Annotated in this window: 19 protein-coding genes and 1 pseudogene; 15 read left to right on the plus strand and 5 right to left on the minus strand. The window is 64.1% G+C overall.

The window, feature by feature from the left end; all coding sequences use genetic code 11:
- Nucleotides 1-171 precede the first annotated feature (171 nt).
- The 5 genes from MYCSP_RS01935 to MYCSP_RS01955 are packed head-to-tail and all read left to right on the plus strand — an operon-like array spanning nucleotide 172 to nucleotide 6,080.
- On the plus strand, nucleotides 172-1,791 hold the full coding sequence (locus MYCSP_RS01935) for a peptide ABC transporter substrate-binding protein (RefSeq protein ID WP_088413088.1): 1,620 nt from the start codon (nucleotides 172-174) through the stop codon (nucleotides 1,789-1,791).
- Nucleotides 1,788-2,759 (plus strand): ABC transporter permease, encoded by a 972-nt coding sequence (locus MYCSP_RS01940; protein ID WP_070912347.1) that lies wholly within the window; start codon nucleotides 1,788-1,790, stop codon nucleotides 2,757-2,759. The genes MYCSP_RS01935 and MYCSP_RS01940 overlap by 4 nt, the downstream gene beginning before the upstream one ends.
- Nucleotides 2,752-3,666: an ABC transporter permease gene (locus tag MYCSP_RS01945; RefSeq protein ID WP_083019477.1), complete on the plus strand. Its 915-nt coding sequence runs from the start codon at nucleotides 2,752-2,754 to the stop codon at nucleotides 3,664-3,666. Before MYCSP_RS01940 ends, MYCSP_RS01945 begins: the two co-directional genes overlap by 8 nt.
- Before the next feature lie 21 nt (nucleotides 3,667-3,687).
- Nucleotides 3,688-5,313 carry an ABC transporter ATP-binding protein gene (locus tag MYCSP_RS01950; RefSeq protein ID WP_088415375.1) on the plus strand — a complete coding sequence of 542 codons (1,626 nt, stop codon included), beginning with the start codon at nucleotides 3,688-3,690 and terminating at the stop codon, nucleotides 5,311-5,313.
- Between the two features lie 23 nt (nucleotides 5,314-5,336).
- Nucleotides 5,337-6,080, plus strand: a complete 744-nt coding sequence (locus tag MYCSP_RS01955) for a Fic family protein (RefSeq protein ID WP_070912349.1) — start codon at nucleotides 5,337-5,339, stop codon at nucleotides 6,078-6,080.
- Between the two features lie 409 nt (nucleotides 6,081-6,489).
- Here MYCSP_RS01955 and MYCSP_RS01960 read toward each other — a convergent pair.
- A pseudogene (locus tag MYCSP_RS01960) lies at nucleotides 6,490-7,278 on the minus strand (HAD-IB family hydrolase); the annotation flags it as partial.
- A gap of 478 nt (nucleotides 7,279-7,756) precedes the next feature.
- Between MYCSP_RS01960 and ssd the strand changes: the two are divergent.
- The 7 genes from ssd to MYCSP_RS01995 are packed head-to-tail and all read left to right on the plus strand — an operon-like array spanning nucleotide 7,757 to nucleotide 12,250.
- On the plus strand, nucleotides 7,757-8,830 hold the full coding sequence (gene ssd, locus MYCSP_RS01970; RefSeq protein WP_088415377.1) for a septum site-determining protein Ssd: 1,074 nt from the start codon (nucleotides 7,757-7,759) through the stop codon (nucleotides 8,828-8,830).
- Nucleotides 8,827-9,987, plus strand: a complete 1,161-nt coding sequence (locus MYCSP_RS01975) for a TadA family conjugal transfer-associated ATPase (RefSeq protein ID WP_088413089.1) — start codon at nucleotides 8,827-8,829, stop codon at nucleotides 9,985-9,987. The genes ssd and MYCSP_RS01975 overlap by 4 nt, the downstream gene beginning before the upstream one ends.
- Nucleotides 9,984-10,763, plus strand: a complete 780-nt coding sequence (locus MYCSP_RS01980) for a type II secretion system F family protein (RefSeq protein ID WP_083017365.1) — start codon at nucleotides 9,984-9,986, stop codon at nucleotides 10,761-10,763. Before MYCSP_RS01975 ends, MYCSP_RS01980 begins: the two co-directional genes overlap by 4 nt.
- A complete protein-coding gene (locus MYCSP_RS01985) occupies nucleotides 10,760-11,344 on the plus strand; it encodes a type II secretion system F family protein (RefSeq protein ID WP_083017367.1) in 585 nt (194 codons plus the stop codon). The genes MYCSP_RS01980 and MYCSP_RS01985 overlap by 4 nt, the downstream gene beginning before the upstream one ends.
- 51 nt (nucleotides 11,345-11,395) lie before the next feature.
- Nucleotides 11,396-11,587 carry a DUF4244 domain-containing protein gene (locus MYCSP_RS01990; RefSeq protein ID WP_083017468.1) on the plus strand — a complete coding sequence of 64 codons (192 nt, stop codon included), beginning with the start codon at nucleotides 11,396-11,398 and terminating at the stop codon, nucleotides 11,585-11,587.
- Between the two features lie 41 nt (nucleotides 11,588-11,628).
- Nucleotides 11,629-11,913 (plus strand): TadE family type IV pilus minor pilin, encoded by a 285-nt coding sequence (locus MYCSP_RS23450; protein ID WP_234795563.1) that lies wholly within the window; start codon nucleotides 11,629-11,631, stop codon nucleotides 11,911-11,913.
- Nucleotides 11,813-12,250 (plus strand): Rv3654c family TadE-like protein, encoded by a 438-nt coding sequence (locus MYCSP_RS01995; protein WP_234809185.1) that lies wholly within the window; start codon nucleotides 11,813-11,815, stop codon nucleotides 12,248-12,250. The genes MYCSP_RS23450 and MYCSP_RS01995 overlap by 101 nt, the downstream gene beginning before the upstream one ends.
- Here MYCSP_RS01995 and MYCSP_RS02000 read toward each other — a convergent pair.
- On the minus strand, nucleotides 12,240-12,875 hold the full coding sequence (locus MYCSP_RS02000; protein WP_083017369.1) for a TetR/AcrR family transcriptional regulator: 636 nt from the start codon (nucleotides 12,873-12,875) through the stop codon (nucleotides 12,240-12,242). The two genes, MYCSP_RS01995 and MYCSP_RS02000, sit on opposite strands and share 11 nt — an antisense overlap.
- A gap of 187 nt (nucleotides 12,876-13,062) precedes the next feature.
- Here MYCSP_RS02000 and MYCSP_RS02005 point away from each other — a divergent pair, with 187 nt between their 5' ends.
- Both MYCSP_RS02005 and MYCSP_RS02010 read left to right on the plus strand, forming a co-directional pair.
- A complete protein-coding gene (locus tag MYCSP_RS02005; RefSeq protein ID WP_088413091.1) occupies nucleotides 13,063-13,467 on the plus strand; it encodes an MmpS family transport accessory protein in 405 nt (134 codons plus the stop codon).
- A complete protein-coding gene (locus MYCSP_RS02010) occupies nucleotides 13,464-16,421 on the plus strand; it encodes an MMPL/RND family transporter (RefSeq protein ID WP_088415379.1) in 2,958 nt (985 codons plus the stop codon). Before MYCSP_RS02005 ends, MYCSP_RS02010 begins: the two co-directional genes overlap by 4 nt.
- 10 nt (nucleotides 16,422-16,431) lie before the next feature.
- Here MYCSP_RS02010 and MYCSP_RS02015 read toward each other — a convergent pair whose 3' ends face one another.
- The 3 genes from MYCSP_RS02015 to MYCSP_RS02025 are packed head-to-tail and all read right to left on the minus strand — an operon-like array spanning nucleotide 16,432 to nucleotide 18,127.
- Nucleotides 16,432-17,289: a metal-dependent hydrolase gene (locus MYCSP_RS02015; protein WP_088413092.1), complete on the minus strand. Its 858-nt coding sequence runs from the start codon at nucleotides 17,287-17,289 to the stop codon at nucleotides 16,432-16,434.
- Nucleotides 17,286-17,663: a 2TM domain-containing protein gene (locus MYCSP_RS02020; RefSeq protein ID WP_070912373.1), complete on the minus strand. Its 378-nt coding sequence runs from the start codon at nucleotides 17,661-17,663 to the stop codon at nucleotides 17,286-17,288. The genes MYCSP_RS02015 and MYCSP_RS02020 overlap by 4 nt, the downstream gene beginning before the upstream one ends.
- Nucleotides 17,663-18,127, minus strand: coding sequence for a PadR family transcriptional regulator (locus MYCSP_RS02025; protein WP_088413093.1), 465 nt, complete (start codon nucleotides 18,125-18,127; stop codon nucleotides 17,663-17,665). The genes MYCSP_RS02020 and MYCSP_RS02025 overlap by 1 nt, the downstream gene beginning before the upstream one ends.
- A 164-nt stretch (nucleotides 18,128-18,291) precedes the next feature.
- Between MYCSP_RS02025 and MYCSP_RS02030 the strand changes: the two genes are divergently transcribed.
- Complete coding sequence (locus MYCSP_RS02030; RefSeq protein WP_088413094.1) at nucleotides 18,292-19,251, plus strand: alpha/beta hydrolase; 960 nt, start codon at nucleotides 18,292-18,294, stop codon at nucleotides 19,249-19,251.
- The last annotated feature ends 78 nt before the right edge of the window (nucleotides 19,252-19,329 follow it).

Below are 19,329 nucleotides of genomic sequence, written 5' to 3' on the forward strand. Positions count from 1 at the left end.
TCTGCCCTAGACAGGTCCCAGGCAAAGCCTAGTGGGCGGTCTCGGTTACCGAGAAGTAATTGCACCCGCGGTGCAGATCCTGGCGCGGCGGTGTGTCGATGAAGAGACATCGGCGCGTTACCCGCCTATGGTTCGTCCTACCTATTTCAGCTACCGAAGGGAAGGGTGAGCATGCGATTCCGCCAACTGGCCGTTGCGTTGCTTGTTGGCGTTGCCGCGATCCTTCCCGCCGGCTGCGGTGACCTGGTGACGCCGGCGCCTCCGGGCTACTTCAGCATGTACATCACCGAACCCGAGCACACCCTGGTCCCCGGGAACACCACCGAAAATCAGGGTGGTCGGATTCTGCGCTCGCTATTCACCGCCCTGGTCGAGTTCAACAACGACACCGCGGCCGTGGAATACACCGGGGTGGCCGAATCGATCACCAGCCACGACAACGTCAACTGGACGATAAAGCTCAAGCCCGGATGGACCTTCCACAACGGCGAACCGGTGACGGCACAGTCTTATGTGGACGCGTGGAACTACACCGCCCTGAGCACCAACGCGCAGGGCTCCTCGAGCTTCCTGGCCAACGTCGACGGGTTCGACGATCTGCAGGGCGATCCGAAAAACAAGATCCCCCCGCGGGCCACGCAGATGCGCGGTCTGCATGTCGTGGACGACGTGACATTCACGGTGCGGCTGAACACACCGTTCGCGATCTACCCGATGACGCTGGGGTACACCGCATTCCTGCCGCTGCCCAAGGCCTTCTATCGGGACCCGGCCAAGTTCGGGGTGCATCCCATCGGCAACGGTCCGTTCAAGGCGGACGGCGATTGGGTACGCGGCGTCGGGTTCACACTCAGCCGCTACGACCAGTACGCCGGCGACAAGAAGGCCAAGGCCAAGGGCCTGATCTGGCGGGTGTACACCGAGGGGCTGACCGCCTACACCGATATGCAAGCCGGGGCCCTCGACATCCAGCTCGACCTGCCCGATTCCGCCTACGAAAACGCCAGGGCCGAATTCGGATCGGCCTTCCTGGAGCGTCCCCGCCCGGACATCACCTCGCTGGGTTTCCCGATGTACGACCCGCGATATGGCGATGTGCGTGTGCGCCAGGCGATTTCCATGGCCATCGACCGCGAGGCGATCACGCAGGTGATTTTCTCCGGCACCCGTACTCCGGCCACCTCCTACGGTTCGGCGGTGGTCTACGGCTACCGCAAGGGGGCGTGCGGAAAGCTGTGCGAACTGCATGTCGACGAGGCCAACAAGCTGCTCGACGAGGCCCACTTCGACCGGAGCAAGCCCATCGAGCTGTGGTACAGCTCGTCGAGCACCGGGGCGCTGTCCTGGGTGCAGGCCATCGGAAATCAATTGCAGTCCAACCTGAAAGTGCCCTACACCCTCAAGAGCCTGCCCTGGTCGCAGTTCTTGCCGCTGCAGGACAGCAAGGGGATGACGGGTCCGTTCCGGTCGGGCTGGGTGATGGACTATCCGTCGATCTACAACTTCTTGGAGTCGCTGTACGGCACAGTCGCGCTGCCGCCCGCCGGATCGAATTACGTGTTCTACAGCAATCCGGCGTTCGATGAGCTGCTGCGCCAGGGCAACAACCAGCCGACCGTGGAACTGGCCACCAAGGCGTATCAGAAGGCCGAAGACCTGTTGTTCAAGGACCTTCCGGCCGCACCGCTGTTCTACGAGGTCAACCAGGCGGTGCACTCCAAGCGGGTGAGCAATGTCAAGATCAGCATCCAGGACTGCATCGAATACACCGATGTGGAGGTCGTCCAGTGACCACCAAAATTCTGGACGTTCGGAGGCTTTGGCAAAACGCGGGCCTGTTCCGGTACGTCGTGAAGCGGCTGCTGCTGGCCATCCCGGTACTCATCGGCACCTCTCTGCTCATCTACAGCCTGGTGTACGCATTGCCGGGCGACCCCATTCGTGCGCTTGCAGGAGATCGTCCGTTCACCCCCGAGGTGATGGCGCAACTGCGTGAGCGCTTCCATCTCAACGATCCGTTCCTGGTGCGCTACGGCAAGTACATTGTGGGCTTCCTGCACGGCGACTTCGGCACCGACTTTCAGGAACGTCCTGTCGCGCAGACCGTTTCGCAGCGCCTACCGGTGACCTTGCGGCTCACGGTGGTGGCCGTGGCCTTCGAGACGATCATCGGCATCACCGCCGGAGTGTTGTGTGCGGTGCGCCGCGGATCGTTCTACGACAACCTGGTTCTGGTCACGACGACCCTGCTGGTCTCGATGCCAGTGTTCGTGCTCGGCTTCCTGGCGCAATACCTGTTCGGATTCAAGCTCGGCTGGTTCCCCATCGCCGGCATCCGTGACGGGTGGTACAGCTTTTTGTTGCCAGGTCTGGTACTGGCCTCGCTATCCATGGCCTATGTCGCCCGTCTGACCCGGACCTCGATGCTGGAGACGATGGATGCCGACTTCGTGCGCACCGCCCGGGCCAAGGGCATCTCCGAACCGCGCATTCTATTGCGGCACACCCTGCGTAACAGCCTGATTCCCGTTGTCACGTTCATCGGCGCCGACGTGGGCGCACTGCTGGCCGGCGCCGTCGTCACCGAATCGGTGTTCAACATTCCCGGACTGGGCCGTGCGACGTTCGATGCCGTGCGAAACCAGGAGGGTGCCGTCGTGGTGAGCATCCTGACGTTGATCGTGTTCTTCTACATCTTCTTCAATCTCGTCGTCGACATCTTGTATGCGTTACTGGATCCGAGGATTCGCTATGAGTGACCCGATACACGCCCCGGGTCCGGTCTCGGGCCCCGACGCCGCTGCCGAATCGCTGGTAGAGCAGGCCGATCTGTGGGGTAATGCGTGGAAGTACCTGCGCCGCAGCGGCTTCTTCATCACCGGGTCGATTCTGTTGACCGTCCTGGTGTTGATGGCGTTGGCCCCGCAGCTGTTCACCTTCGGAAAGAACCCGCGCGACTGCGACCTCTATCAGGCCCGTAAGGGAATCAGCGCGGCTCACTGGCTGGGCACGGACCTGCAGGGGTGCGACTACTACGCCAATGTGGTGTACGGGGCCCGGGTCTCGCTCACGATCGGACTCATCGCGATGGTGGGTGTCTTGCTCATCGGAGTCGTCGTCGGGGCGCTGGCCGGGTACTTCGGGGGCTTCGCCGATTCCGCGTTGTCGCGGTTGACCGATGTCTTCTATGGCATTCCCACGATTCTGGGTGGCATGATCCTGCTGTCGGTGGTCGGTCATCGCACGGTCTGGAGCGTCGCCGGTGCGCTCATCGTCTTCGGCTGGATGACCTCCATGCGGCTGGTGCGCTCCAGCGTGATGACCATCAAGCAGAGCGACTACGTCCAGGCCGCCATCGCGCTTGGGGCACCGACCTGGCGAATCCTGTTGCGCCACATACTGCCCAACGCGTTGGCGCCGGTGCTCGTGTACGCCACCATTGCGGTTGGCAGCTTCATCGCCGCAGAAGCCACGCTGACCTACATGGGTATCGGGTTGGAGCTGCCGGAAATTTCGTGGGGGCTGCAGATCAACGATGGGCAGTCCCGCTTCGCCACCACGCCCAGACTGGTCATCGTTCCGGCGCTGTTCCTCTCGGCCGCCGTGCTGGGCTTCATCATGGTGGGCGATGCCCTCCGCGACGCGCTCGATCCGCGGAGGAGGTAGGTCCGGGTGTCCGCAGATGCAGTGGTGGAGATCAGGGATCTCTCGGTTGATTTCGAGGTCGACAAGCAGTGGGTGCCGGCCGTCAAGGGTGTCTCCTTAGCGGTGGCCAAGGGTGAGGTGCTCGCCATCGTCGGCGAATCCGGGTCGGGAAAATCGACCACGGCCATGGCGATACCGGCGCTGTTGCCCTCGAGTGCACGGGTTGGTGGCAGCGTCAAACTCAACGGCTCCGAACTGCTCGGCGCCACCAATGACGAGCTGCGCGCCGTGCGCGGCAAGGACGTCGCCGTCATCTTCCAGGAGCCGATGACGGCACTGAACCCGGTGTACACCGTCGGGTGGCAGATCGCCGAAGCCGTTCGCGCGCACAAGAAGATGACGCGCAGACAAGCACGTGATCGTGCCATCGAGCTGCTCGAACTGGTTGACATGCCCGAGCCGCAGAAACGGGTCAAGCACTATCCACATCAGCTTTCCGGCGGGCAGCGCCAACGCGCGATGATCGCGCAGGCCCTCGCCCTGGACCCCGGGCTGCTCATCGCCGACGAGCCCACCACGGCACTGGACGTGACCGTCCAGGCCGAAATCCTGGACCTGATGCGCGATCTGCGGCACCGCATCGATGCCGGCATCATTTTGATCACCCACGACATGGGTGTGGTCGCGGACATGGCTGACCGCATCATGGTGATGAAGGACGGAGAGGTTTTCGAGGAGGGCGATGCCGAGGGCATCTTCCATCGTGCGCAGCAGCCGTACACGCAGCAGCTGCTGGCCTCGGTGCCGCACCTGGGCGCCACACTGAACCAGAGCGATGAATCCTCCATACCGCCAACCAATCTGGCGCTGAGCGTGGAGCACGCCGTCATCGAATACCCGGGCAAGGGCGGAAGCTTCCGGGCCATCGACGATGTGTCCTTCTCCATCGGTAGGGGTGAGGTGGTCGGCCTCGTCGGCGAATCGGGATCGGGGAAATCCACGATCGGCCGGGCCGCCGTGGGGCTGTTGAAGGTGACTTCTGGCACCATTTGTGTTGCCGGACAAGATATTTCTGCCGCCAATCGCAAGCAGCTGCGCGATATCCGGAGCAAGGTCGGGGTGGTCTTCCAGGATCCGGGATCCTCGCTGAATCCGCGCTGGCCGATCGGCCAGTCGATCGCCGAACCGCTGACGCTGCACACCGAGATGGATCGTACCCAGCGGGAAAGCAGGGTCAAGACGCTGCTGGAGCAGGTGCAGTTGCCTGCGGCCATGCGAAACCGCTTCCCTCATCAGCTCTCCGGTGGGCAGCGTCAGCGTGTCGGCATCGCACGGGCACTGGCGCTGGAGCCGACCCTGCTGATCGCCGACGAACCGACCTCGGCGCTTGACGTTTCGGTGCAGGCGCGGGTGCTGGAATTGTTCGCCGAGCTGCAGCGCGAGCATGGCTTCGCCTGTCTGTTCATCAGCCATGATCTGGCGGTGGTGGAGTTGGTGGCGAGCCGCATCGCGGTGCTCAACCACGGGCGCCTCGCCGAATTCGGCTCGGATACACAGGTATTGACAGCGCCCAGGGATGACTACACCAAGAGGCTGCTGGCGGCGGTGCCGGTTCCTGACCCGGAGCAGCAGCGGATCCGGCGCGAGGAGCGCAAGGCGCTGCGATAGGCGTTGAGTACTGTTGATCGATCATGACTGACCCACTCGCGCCGTTGGCGACCCTGCCGGGAGTATCCGAAGCCGCCGAATCGGCCCGTGATGCGTTGAGCAAGGTGCATCGGCACCGCGCCAATCTGCGTGGATGGCCGGTGACCGCGGCAGAGGCGGCGGTACGAGCGGCTAGGTCCTCGTCGGCACTGGACGGCGGCACGATGAAGCTGAGTGCCGATGGTGCGGTAGAAGACCCGATACTGGCCGGCGCACTGCGTGTAGGACAGGCGCTCGACGGCGATGCGCTGACACAGCTTGCGGCGGTGTGGTCGCGCGCGCCGTTGCAGGCGTTGGCACGTCTACACGTGTTGGCCGCCACCGGAATGGCGGACGAGGACACCCTGGGGCGCCCACGCCCCGGCGTCGATACCGATCGTCTAGAGCTTTTGGCGCAACTGATCTCGGGCGGGACCTCGGTGCCGGCGCCGATTCTCGCAGCGGTGACGCATGGTGAGCTGTTGGCGCTGAACCCATTTGGCTCTGCCGACGGCGTCGTCGCACGTGCCGCGTCCCGATTGGTGACGGTGTCGCGTGGTCTTGATCCGCATGCTCTCGGCGTGCCCGAGGTGATGTGGATGCGTCAGTCCGGCAAGTATCGGGAGCTGTCCCTGGCCTTCGCAGTCGGGACACCGGACGCCATTGCTGCGTGGATTGTCTTCTGCTGCGAGGCATTAACGGCCGGGGCGGCCGAAGCGACATCGATTGCCGATACTGCGGCCGGTTGACGGGCGCGGTGCGGACATAAAAACGGGCGACGGTCCGAATGAATCGGCCCGCCGCCCGTTAGCACGGATCCTCCGGTTACCAAGCGTGCAATGTGGGTTGTGTGGGTGGCCTCGGCGATTTCACGACGCTTCTAACTCGGACTTCACCCAAGAAGTCTGATGAGTTGTCACTGTTCGCGATTACGCAGGCCCACAACGCTTCTGCCCTTGTCGCGGCGTGCTCCGCGTGGGTGCCGTGGTCCGTGCTGGGACTCCCGCTTCGGGAGATCGGTCCTTCTCTTCCGGATCGACCTTGGCCTCGTCGGGCTTCCGTACCTACTTTCTACACCGAGACGGGAGTCACATCAAGGGTCAATTCGTACGGTCATCGTATTGTTACGCGCGCGCCAAAAGTGACACGTGTGCACTACTACGGACGCAGCTTGCGAATCAACGAATAGGTAAGTGCCCCAGCGGCGATCGCGCTCAGGCCCACGGCTGCCGTGGTAGCGGCCGCGGCGCCGGACGGAACCGGTATCCGGTCGCCGAGCGAGACGGGCCGCGAGAACGTCAGCACCGGCCATCCCCGCGCCATAGATTCCTTGCGCAGCGCGCGATCTGGGTTCACGGCTGTCGGGTGACCGACAGACTCCAGCATCGGGAGGTCGGTGATGGAATCGGAGTAGGCGTAGCAGTGCTCCAGCGGATAGCCCTCACGCTTGGCGAGCTCTTGGATTGCGGCGACCTTGCCTTCCCCGTAGCAGTAGAAGGCGACGTCTCCGGTGTACTTGCCATCCTCCACGACCATGCGCGTGGCCATGGCGTGGGTCGCACCAAGGGCGCGCGCGATGGGTGCGACGATCTCTTCTCCGGAGGCGGAGACCACGACGACATCGCGGCCGCAGAGCTTGTGGTCGGCGATCAGATCGGCGGCCTCGGCGAACACCAGGGGATCCACGATGTCGTGCAGCGTCTCGGCCACGATCGCCTTCACCTGCTCGACATCCCAGCCCGTGCACATGTTGGTGATATGGGTGCGCATGCGGTCCATCTGGTCGTGGTCGGCGCCGGACAGCAAGAAGAAGAACTGCGCGTAGCTTGATTTTAAGACGGCTCGTCTATTTATGAGGCCCTGGTCGAAGAATGGCTTGCTGAAGGCGAGCGTGCTCGATTTGGCGATCACGGTCTTGTCGAGGTCGAAGAAGGCCGCCGTTTTGGGAGCCGGTTCGGCGCCGGCGGGCTGGCTGATGGCCGCGGCATCCCGGTCTTCAAGAGAAGGAGAGGGTCCGGGTGCCGTTGCGTGATCGGTCACAGCTTGAGGATAGATCTCGCCGACGGCGGTGCAGCGTCCATCTGGAAAGTCGCAGTTCAGCCGGGGTGGTCTGGTAACGCCTAGATGCCAGAAGAAGGGTTGCCTTTCTTTCCCTTTTTTCGGCTGATTGGTCTTGCCACCCTCACCCGGTTCGTGTGTATAGTGGGGTTACTCGGCTATGCCGAGTGTGTCTCAGCCCGACCCCCCGGGGCTGATGCACGACGACCCTCGCCTCCTCCCCCCCTGGCGAGGGTCGTCCTCTTTTCTGGGGACGTTCATCACCGATTTTTGCGGTTCAATGCGGATCTATCCACAGATCCGCATCCATCCACAATCTCGACGAGGGCTCTGGCCCGCCCGGCGCGCAACCTCGATGGTGGAGTGCGTGGAGGAGCGTGTGGGGGAACCGATCGTCGTCGCCGTGAGTGACCGACGGCTCGGCAACGAGATCGAGCGGATCGTCGCCGCGACGGGCCGGCCTCTGATCGTCGCTACCGATGCGGGTTCGATCAGCCGTCAGGCCTGGGCTCGGGCGGGTGCGGTCGTGCTCGACGGCACGGACCCGTCGGTTGATGCCGTGGCGCAGCTGCCCCGGCGGGCGCGGGTCTTGCTGATCTGCCGAGACGAGCCGACGAACGAGGCGTGGCGTCGGGCGGTCGCGGTGGGTGCCGAGCAGGTGCTGACCTTGCCCGAGGATGAGGCCGCGCTCATCGATGCGTGTTCCTCGATACCGGCGCCTACCGCGACAGGGCGTGCCCCGGTGATCGCGGTGGTGGGTGGCCGTGGAGGTGCCGGAGCATCTGTTCTGTGTGCGGCTATTGGTCTTTGCGCGCCCAGCGGCGCGCTGATCGTGGACGCGGATCCGTATGGCGGCGGAATCGATCTGCTGCTCGGATGGGAGGACATCGCCGGTCTGCGCTGGCCGGATGTCGACATGCGCAGCGGGCGAGTGCGCTTCGATGCCCTGCGCCGTGCACTGCCACACCGCCGTGGACTTGTTGTCCTGTCAGGCGATCGGGCCGGCGGCGGAGGTAACCCGGAAGCGATCGGCGGCGTGATCGACAGTGCACGGGAAGCCGGAGTTCCGGTGGTCGTTGATCTTCCGCGGCGCCTCGGGGCGACAAGCATGGCGGCACTGGAGCGCGCTGATCTGGTGGTCGTCGTGACACCGGCTGAAGTACGGGCGTGCGCTGCGTCGGCGCTTGTGGCCGCCGCGGTCCAGAACGTCAACGCGAATATCGGTGTTGTCGTGCGCGGCCCGGCGCCCAGTGGACTGCGCCCGGCCGAGGTGGCAGACATCGTCGGGGTGCCACTGATCGCCGCGATGAGGCCCGAACCGAATCTTCACAGTCGACTCGACAACGGCGGCCTGCGGCTCTCGCGACGTTCACCCCTTGCAGGTGCGGCCCGGTCGGTGCTGGCACTGGTGTCACATGAGGGCAAGGGGGTGGCGGCGTGACGGGATCACTGATCGACCGTGTCCGCGAACGGCTGGCCACCGAGAACGTGGCACTGTTACCCACCTCGGTGGCGGCGGTGATACGCGCTGAATCCGGTGGGGTACTGGGTGATAGCGATGTGTTGCACAACATAAAGGAGCTTCAGAGTGAGCTGACCGGTGTCGGCATACTCGAACCGCTGCTGGGTGCCGAGGGCACAACCGACGTCTTGGTCACCGCGCCGGATCGGGTCTGGGTGGATGACGGTAAAGGGTTACGGCTCACCTCAGTTCGATTCGCCGATGAGGCGGCGGTGCGCCGCCTCGCCCAACGCCTGGCTCTCGCGGTGGGCCGGCGCCTCGATGATGCGCAGCCGTTCGTCGACGGGCAGCTGAGTGGCGTTGGGCCTCCGCGTTCGGTGGTACGCCTGCACGCGGTGCTGGCCCCTATAGCGACTGGCGGGACATGTATCTCGCTGCGTGTATTACGCCCCACCGTCAAGGGATTGGACCAGCTCATCTCCGACGGCACGGTTGCCGAGGATGCTGGAAGATTGCTTCGCGGGATGTTGGCGGCCCGCTTGGCATTCCTGGTCACCGGGGGCACTGGCGCGGGAAAGACCACGTTGTTATCCGCGTTACTCGGGGCGGTTGACCCATCGGAACGCATTATCTGCGCCGAAGACGCCGCAGAGCTCGCACCTCGTCACCCGCATGTGGTCACGTTGGCGGCGCGTGCCGTCAACGTGGAAGGGGCAGGGGAGGTGACGCTACGCCAGCTGGTGCGTCAAGCGCTGCGGATGCGGCCCGACCGCATCGTGGTGGGGGAGGTGCGCGGCGCTGAGGTGGTCGAACTACTCACCGCTCTCAACACCGGTCATGACGGCGGCGCCGGCACAGTCCACGCAAATGCGCCGGCAGAGGTTCCCGCGCGATTGGAGGCACTTGGCGCACTCGGTGGGCTTGACCGTGCCGCGCTCCATTCACAATTTGCCGCAGCGATTCAATGTGTATGTCATATAAGGCGACTCGGAAACATTCGGCGACTCACCGAGATTGCGGTGGTCTGTAAGAGTGAGGATGGAATCGCGCGGGTGACGCCCGCATGGAACGTCGACAGGGGGCGTGGTCCCGGCGCGGAGCTGCTGGATGCGTTGATAGCGCGGAGGGCGGCATGACAGCACATGCTCTGCTACTGCTTGCCCTGGCGTTATTCGTTACGCCGCAGAGGCGCTCGCACCGGGGACAGCGGGGTGGTCCGAGTCCCACGCGATGGAGCTGGAAGTTTTGGGCGGCGCCACTGGGCGGCCTGGGGTTGCTGGCGGTGTGGTTGTTGCCCTGTTCGGTGGTACTGGCGGTGGGCGTTGCGGGCGCAACCTTGGGTGTGCGGTGGCGCCGTCGTCTCCGATCGAAGGTCCAATCGGAAGAACTGATCGCCATGGAGTCCGGGCTCGATGTGATCGTCGGTGAACTCAGGGTTGGCGTCCACCCGGTGTGCGCGTTCGAAGCCGCCGCGGCGGAACTCGGGGAAACAGCCGGCGAGGTGTTCGCCGCTGTGGCCGCACGTGCACGGCTGGGGGTCAATCTTGACCCGGTCGTGCCGCGATCGGGACCGGCTTCGTCGCAATGGGGTCGAATCAGTCGCGGCTGGACACTGGCGCAGCGCCACGGCCTGGCGATCGCCGATCTGCTCGCCGCTTGCAAGACGGATCTTCAAGAACGGCAGAGGTTTACCGCGCGGGTTGCCGCAGGACTTGCTGGGCCGCGAGCGACGGCGGCAGTCCTCGCGGGCTTGCCGGTAGCGGGCATCGGATTAGGACAGATGATCGGAGCCAGACCGCTGACCGTGCTGTGCTCGGGCGGCGCGGGCGGGGCGTTACTCGTCGTCGGAGTGATGCTGGCGTGTGTCGGTCTGCTGTGGTCCGATCGAATCACCGGGAAGGCACTGAGATGACCGCAGCGCTGTTGATCCTTGCGGCGGCCATCATGATCTCGCCCAGGGCATTGCGTGCCCGAGCGAGGAGTTCGCATGGTCATCCGGCTGCCACCGGCGGCTGTGACGTCGATGAAAAGGGGCTCTTGGGAATGGCGTTCAGCCTCGACATGTTGAGCGTATGCCTCCGGTCCGGGATGCCGGTGGCGAGTGCCGCGTTGGTGGTGGCGTCTTCCGCACCATCCGAGCTTGCTCGGATCCTCAGCCGCGCAGGGGAGATGCTGGCGCTGGGTGCACCGTCATCAATGGCCTGGGCTGACAGCGGGGCGCCGGACGACCTGGGATATGAACAGAGGCAGGCACTGACCAGACTGGCCCGGCGTTCGGCGGACTCCGGCGCGGTGATGGCCGAAGGTGTCGCCGCGCTGGCCGCGCAATGTCGTCGGGACGCCCTGGATTCGGCGGTGGCCACGGCGGAACGGGCCGGCGTGCTCATCGGCGCGCCGCTGGGATTGTGTTTTCTGCCGTCATTTGTCTGCTTGGGCATCGTGCCTGTCGTCATGGGATTGGCGCGTGACGTGTTCAGCGACGGTGTGCTGTGACCCGTAGAACGGCTACGGGCCGGAAAGGGAGGGAATCCATTGATGCACAACATAATGGCGGCGGTTCGCCGCCGCATGGTGGTGGTTGTCGAGTCGGAGGACGGCATGTCAACCGTGGAGTACGCCATCGGGACGATTGCCGCGGCGGCGTTCGGGGCGATTCTCTACACGGTGGTCACCGGGGACTCGATCGTCAGTGCGCTCACCAACATCATCACGCGCGCCCTCAACACCAGTGTTTAGGCGACGACACCGGAGCCGTCACCGTCGAGGCCGCATTCGGCATCGCAGCTTTGGTGGCGGTACTTCTGCTGTGCGCCGCGGGGATTCAGGCGGTGTCGATGCAGGTGCGCTGTGTGGACGCCTCGCGTGAGGCGGCCAGGCTGGTGGCACGTGGTGACGATGCAGACGCGAGATCGGCCGCGCGGCGGATCGCTCCGCAGGGCGCCATGGTCGAGTTTCGGCGCGATGGTGACTACGCGCTGGCACGGGTCACGGCGAAGAGTCGGCTCCTGCCGGCCATTACGATTGCTGCCGAGTCGATTTCGGCGATGGAACCCGAGGGCTGAAGACGGTTCCGCGACCATCGTCGCGGTGGCGATGATGGTGGTCCTGTTGGCGCTGACCGCAGGTGCCGCAGCGGTGGGCTCGGCCGTGGTGGCGCGGCATCGGGCGCAGGCCGCAGCGGACCTTTCGGCGCTCAGCGGCGCGCAGCACGCGCTCTACGGGACTGCCCCTGCATGTGCGGAGGCGGACAAAGTTGCTCGAAAGATGGGCGCCGCCGTTACGAGCTGTGCGGTTGAGGAGCTCGATGTGGTTGTCACCGTGGCTGTTCGGGTGATGCTGGGGCGGTTCGGTATGGGGCCGGCTCGTGCCGGGGCCCGCGCGGGACCGGTCAGCCCTTAGTTGTCGATTGCGGTGTATCGAGGTACGGAGCCACCGCGGCGTAGAAGATCTCGACGTAGATGTCGATCATGTGTTGGCGGTCCAGGTCGGGGCGGGACTGCCACCAATGCCCGAGGCGTTCGGCCGCACCGGACATGGCGTGCGAGAGTCCTTCGGCGAAAAGCTTGGGTACCTCGGGATGATCCTTGGTGATCAGCGCGTAGGTGGTCTCGATGTTGTCCAACCGCAGCGTGGAGAGTTCTTCGCGCGATTCGGACGGCAGCACCGCGGCGCTGCCGTAGATAAGTTCCCACCGCTCGGGATGAGTCTCCAAGAGCTCGAAGAACACGTCGGCGGCGGTGGCGAACTGGTCGCGCACGGTCAGCGTGGGATCCACCCGCTGTATCAGCGTCTGCGCGAAGTCCGCCTGCGCGCGCCGCGCGCATTCCAGATATGCGCCGTCCTTGGTTGTGAAGTGGCGGTAGGCGATGGGCTTGGTGACGCCCGCCGCCTGGGCGATATCACCCAATGACACCGCGGCGAAGCCGCGCTCGAAGAACAACTGCTCGGCGGTATCCAGCAGGTGCTCGCGGCGCTCCGCCCACGGTCGACGCGAGCCCACGCCGGACGTCGAGGCTGCCTCCATGAGTCGACAGTCTAGCCGACTTGTTACTTTCGGTAACAAGGGCTATGTTACCGAAGGTAACAACGATGACGAGCGACAAGGAGGATCGCGTGTCCGCTATCCATCCCGTCCCAGCAGGGCGTCCTCAGCTATGAGTCGACACCAACAGTCCCGTGGCCGTACCGGGCGAATTCTCGGCACATTGTGGATGCCCCTGGTAGCGCTCGTCGTCATCGCGATCGTGGGTTTTGGAGTCAACCGGATTCGCGAGAAATCGCAGGCCATCAGTCATCCGTCGGATGTGCGACCCATCCCCGCGACGGTTGTTCAGATCAACCCCAAGGCCGTCACGTATGAGCTTTTCGGCAACCTTGGAAACGGCGGGAAGGTGTCCTATGCCAACCTCAACAGCGAACCGGTTGACGTGGTGCTGACCTCGTTGCCGTGGTCGGTCTCCGAGACCACGATGTCCTCGGCAGCATCGCTGAGCCTGGTCGCGCAGGTCGACGGCGACTCGCTGGGGTGCCGGATTCGGGTCAATGGCGAGGTTCGTGACGAGCAGGTCGTCGACCATGCCAGCGCAGCAGTCGCATGCACGGTGACGGCAGCATGACGCCGGGACAGCAGCCACCCGCGAACGACGAGGACACCGGTCCGGTGCCGGTTCCGCCTCAGCCCGTACCGCACCCCGCGCCTCCGACCGAACCGCAGAAGCACCCGCTGCCCGCCAGATTGCTACGGGTGCTTGCTATTCCGGTGTTGATCTTCTGGGTGGTGGCGGCCGCGGCCCTGAACATCTTCGTGCCGACCCTAGAAGAGACGACGGCAGCCAACGCCAAGGCGATGATTCCGCGCGACGCGCCGTCATCGGCGGCGGCGATCACTCAGGGGCAGGACTTCAAGGAATCCGACTACACCAGCATGGCCGTCATCTTGCTGGAGGCCGAGGGCCGCCCGCTCGGCGAACAAGACCATCGGTACTACGACCAGATGGTCCGTGCCCTGCTCGAAGACAACGAGCACGTCCAGTCCTTGATGGATCTGTGGGGCGATCCGGTGACCCGGTCGGGTCAGCAGAGCGCCGATGCACAGGCCGCGACCTTGACGGTGCGACCGGCCGGAGACCTGGGTGACGCCGATTCGAACAGGTCGATCAAGGCCATCCGCGGCATCGTCGAGAAGCTCGACAAGGACAAACCCGAGGGACTCAAGGTCTACGTCAGCGGCCCCGCGCCTCTGGCCTCGGACACTCTCAACGCCGCCGACGAGAGCATGGTCACCCTGACGATTGTCACCATCGTCGTGATCATCATCATGCTGCTGATCGCCTACCGGTCGATCACCCGAGCGATCATCCCGCTCTTCGGTGTGTTGATCACCCTGGCGACGGCGCGTGGTGTCGTCTCACTGCTGGTCGAAAATCACGTCATCGGCATCTCGTCGTTCGCGATGAACATGGCCGTATCGCTGGTGTTGGGTGTCGCCACCGACTACGGAATTTTCTACCTGGGCCGCTTTCAGGAAGCCCGGCGCGCCGGACAAGACCGGGAAACGGCGTACTACACCTCGGTACGCAGTGTGGCCCATGTCGTTCTGGGCTCGGGTATCGCGATATCGGGCGCCTGCCTGTGCCTGAGTCTGACCACGCTCGACTACTTCCGCACCCTGGGCCCGCCGTGTTTCGTGGCGATGGTCGTCGCCGTCATCGCGGCGCTGACCCTGGGGCCAGCGCTGCTCACCCTGGGCAGCAAGGTGCCCTGGCTGTCCGAGCCGGCCAAGACCAGCCCCGTCTGGCGCAAGCTCGGCACCGCCATCGCCAAATGGCCCGCTGCGATGATTGCGGTTGCGGCACTGGTGATCCCGTTGTGCATTGCCAACCTGGCCACCTACACGGTGAGCTACAACGATCGCGACTACGCACCCAAGAGCGTGGAATCCTCCCAGGGTTACGCGGCGGCAGACCGGCACTTCCAGCCGAGCCAGCTCTCCATCGACACCCTGTACATCAAGGCCGATCACGATATGCGCAACACCACCGACATGATCAGCCTGGACCGGGTAGCCAAGAACATCGTGCGCACGCCGGGTATTTCTATGGTGCAGAGCATCACCCGTCCCAATGGACGGCCGCTGGAACACGCGTCACTGCCCTACGCGATGGGCTCCATGGGAACCAAGATCGGTCAGAATCTCGGGTTCCTGAAAGACCGCGTCGCAGATGTCGACACCATGGCCGCCCGGATGGGCGACATGATGGACGCCACCAAGAAGATGTCGGACATCACGAGTCAATTGTCCGCGGGCACCCACATGTCCATGGAGGCCTCTCAGGGGCTGAAGGTCGCGATGGACAAGACCCGAGACAACCTGGCCAATTTCGATGATTTCTTCCGGCCGCTGCGCAACTACCTGTACTGGGAACCGCACTGCTTCGACATCCCGGTCTGTTGGGCGATGCGCTCACTGAACGAGTCGATCGACAACATCGACGAAGCGACCTCGCAACTGGGCCCCATGGTCGACGGGTTGAGCATGGTCGACGCCGCGACCCCACAGATGATCGCCCAGCTCAACGCGACGGTGCAGAACATGGCCGTCATGCAGCAGCTGACCTTGACGATGCAAAGCCTCTTCCACGCCACCATCGCGCAGTTGGAGCCGATGATCGACCCGATGGTCGACATGGGTAGGGCATTCGACAACGCGAAGAACGACGACTTCTTCTTCATGCCGCCGGAGTCCTTCAAGACCAACGATTTTCAGGTTGGCTTGAAGTTCATGATGACGCCCGACGGCACGGGCGCCCGTGTCCTGATCTATCACGACGGCGAAGCCATGAGCCCCGAAGGCATCGATCAGATTCAGCGCGCGGAATCGGCTGCACACGAGGCCATCAAGGGAACGTCGCTGTCGGGGGCCACCCTGATGATGGCCGGAGCATCATCGAATTACCGTGATGTTCAGGCGTTCTCCAAAAACGACATCCTGACGATGATGCTGGCGACGTTCGGTTTGGTGTTCCTCATCGTCATGGTCATCACCCGGACCCTGGCGGGTTCGGTGATCGTGCTGATCACCGTGGTGCTCTCCTTCCTGGGCTCCCTCGGGCTGGCCGCCTTCATCTGGGAAACGCTGATAGGTGTCGAATTACATTGGCTCACACTGCCCATCGCGTTCATCGTGCTGGTAGGTGTCGGCTGCGACTACAACCTGCTGCTGCTCTCCAGATACCGGGAAGAACTCTCCGCCGGGATACGGACGGGCCTGATCCGGACCATCGCGGGCTCGGGCAACGTAGCGGTCACGGCGGCGTTCGTGCTGGCCGGGACCATGCTGGCGATGCTGTCCAGCGATGTGGTCAACATCGGTCAGGCCGGGTCCACCATCTGCATCGGCCTCATCTTCGACATGATGATCGTGCGACTGTTCCTGGTGATGCCGCTGGCCCGGCTGCTCGGCCCGTGGTTCTGGTGGCCGCAGCGCCTTCCCAAGGTCCAGCGCGCCAAGTTCAGAGACGAGCCGGAAGCCGGCTCCCCGCAGGAGGAACCGGCTACCGCACAGATGTGATGCGCTGTGTCTATCGCAGGTGACCGGCCAGCTGTCCTTGTTCGCCGAACAATTCGTTGTTCCAGCGCTCGATGAGCTCGACATTGTCGAATTCGTCCGGATGGAAACCGGGGCGGTTGTAGGCCCTGATCCGTCCGATTATCTCGCGACTGACGAACGGTGAGTGTCGCAGCGCGGCAGCACTTTTGAATAGACGGATCGGGTTGTACGCCGCCCGGTCGCGGCTCAGGGACAGCACGCTCTCCAGGAGTGCGCCGCAGATGAAGGTGACGGTGATGTATCGCATTGCCCAGATGCGCATCCGCTCGCTGCCGCCGATCTTTCGATAGACGTCGAATGCGACCGCTCGATGCTCGGATTCCTCCAGCGCGTGCCACAGCAGGATCGACCGAACCTCCGTGTTGCCCAATAGATCCTGTGCGCGTTGGTCGGTCAACAGCGTTTCGGCGAGGGTGGCGGTGTAGTGCTCTAGCGCGGCTGTCACCGCAAGGTTGAAGCGCGGCGGGAAGTGGCGGGTGTAGAGGTTCATCCCGCGCTTGGTCATCCTATCCACAAAGGCCGTGGGATAACCCATCTGCTGTAGACGGTCGTTGAGCTCACGGTGTTCACGGCCATGGGTCACCTCTTGGCCGATGAATCCGGCCACCTGCTTCTTGAGCACCGGGTCGGTGATCTGGTCCGAGTAATGCTTGACCGAGCGGATGAAGTAGTCCTCCCCTTCGGGAAAGACCGCTGACAACATCGCGATGATGTGACTCATCACCAGGTCGCCCTGCACGTAGTGACGATTCAACGAACCCGTGGGATAGCGAAACTTGATGCGCCTGGTCTTGATGGGGCGGGTGCTGGTGTCGACGGTGGTGTTCATCGCGGCTCCTCGGTGGGCGTTGTGTAGGGGGCGGGGTCGAAGTCGTGGGCCGTCTGCGGGTTGGTGGAGGATTCCTCGGGGCGGTGAAGCCAGATGTTCCGTGCGATGACGTAGTGCACGATCACCGCGATTCCCCAGCCCAAGAGCGGGTACACGAACCAGGGATACGCGGTGCCATGGTCGAATTTCCAGGTGAGCGCCCAGATGGCGATCAAGAGCACCTGCACTGCGGCGTAGGTGCAGGCATGGATTTGGAAGGCGGCTCGATTCATCCGCGCCACCCATTCGTTGCGCTTGCGCGCCAGCCGTTGTTGGTCTTCTTCGGCCCTGCGCTCAGCGCGTTCCACCGCTCTCTCAAAGGCGTCACCGCTCATCACTTGGTTCCTTCCTTACGGTCTTGAGCCCGGACAAGGTCCGCGATCTGGGCGGCGGCCTGATCGAGGATTGCTTCTGCCGCTGCGGGTTCGACGCGGCCCGCGAACGGCATGACGCGAGCGGTGAATCGGGCCAGCGTCTTCTCGAGGGAGTCGCCGCGGCCGAATCGTGCGCCGGTGCGCAACTCGACGGCGGCCAGCACATCGGCGCGACTGACCAGGGCCTGCTCGCCCTCGGTGGATGCGCGATAGATGGTTCGGCCCTCGCGCGGCTGCCCGATCAGCAGGCCTTCGGCGGCCAAAGCCTCAACCGCCGGATACACCGTGCCGGGTGAGGGCTGGTACCCGCCGGATCCGAACAGGCGCGACAGCTCGGACATCAGCTCGTACGCATGCATGGGCCGCTGGGCCAGCAGTGCCAAAAGCACCAGTGGCAGCTCGCCATGCCGGAAGAACCGCGCCATTGAATCCGACCTCCCGCACCTACGAAGCTATTACGAAGCAAGGTATATCGAAACTATTACGAAGTCAACGGCTGATCGAGCGGCGATGGTGCAGTCCCTGCGGCCGTCGCCATCGCGGAGAAGCCGGGGTCACCGGCCCGCATAGCTGGAGGTAGCGTGACCGAATGGTCGTCACCCTGCACCCCAAGTCGGGTCTCAAAGCTCGGTTGCCGTTCCTCTTCGTGCTGCTCCTCGTGAAGCCGCTGCTGATCCTGTTCCCGATCTTCGACGCGGGTCTTCGTCAGCTCAAGTGGTTGGACCGCAGTGCTCAGCGCGGACCGGACGCGCCCGGCATCGCACGGACGCGGATCTGGCTGGCCGACAGGCCCACGGATCTGATGATTCCGGCCGGTACGGCGGCCTCGGATTCGGACACCGCCATCCTCTATCTGCACGGTGGTGCGTTCATCGCCTGTGGTCCGGCCACGCATCGCAAGATCACCGGGCTGTTGGCGCGCCAACTGCGGGTGCCCGTCTACGTGCTCGACTATCGGCAGCTGCCCGAGGTGGGTGTGGGTACGTCGGTGGCCGACGCGGTCCAGGCCTACCGCGAGCTGCTGCAGGATTATGCACGGGTGATCATTGCCGGCGACTCGGCCGGCGGGTACCTGAGCGGCAAGGTCATCGAGTATGCGCACTCCCACGGTTTGCCTAAACCCATTGCTTACGTGGGGTATTCGCCATTGCTGGATCTGGACTTGGCTTCCAATCCCGCCAGTACCAGCCGCCACGACGCGTATCTTCCCAAGGGCAAGCTGTCGAAGCTCGCACCCAAGTTCGACAGAGGCCCAGTGGAATTCACGGGGGAGCGCCGGGTGGTTTCGGTGCCCGTCGAGGCGTACCCGCCGACATTGCTGATCACCGCGCAGGATGAGTTCCTGGAGCCGGATGCCATCGCACTGGCCGAGAAACTCACCGCTGCCGGTGTGGTGGCCAAGGTGCACAGCTACGCATGGCAGCTGCACGCCTTCCCTGCGATCGCCGTCTCGCGCGATACCGCCGAGGCCGTGGTGCTCTCTGCCGACTTCATCCGCGAGGCGCTGTCGGCTGCCGAGCAGGGTCCGGCGACCGAACAGGCGGGATAGTTCTCGGCGGGAAGCATCTTGGGCACATCCGCGTTGGATTGAGCCGGGCCAGTCACGCTGGCCGGACCCGACGCGAGG

Origin of the sequence: Mycobacteroides saopaulense, from assembly GCF_001456355.1 — a bacterium.
Taxonomy (GTDB): Bacteria; Actinomycetota; Actinomycetes; order Mycobacteriales; family Mycobacteriaceae; genus Mycobacterium; species Mycobacterium saopaulense.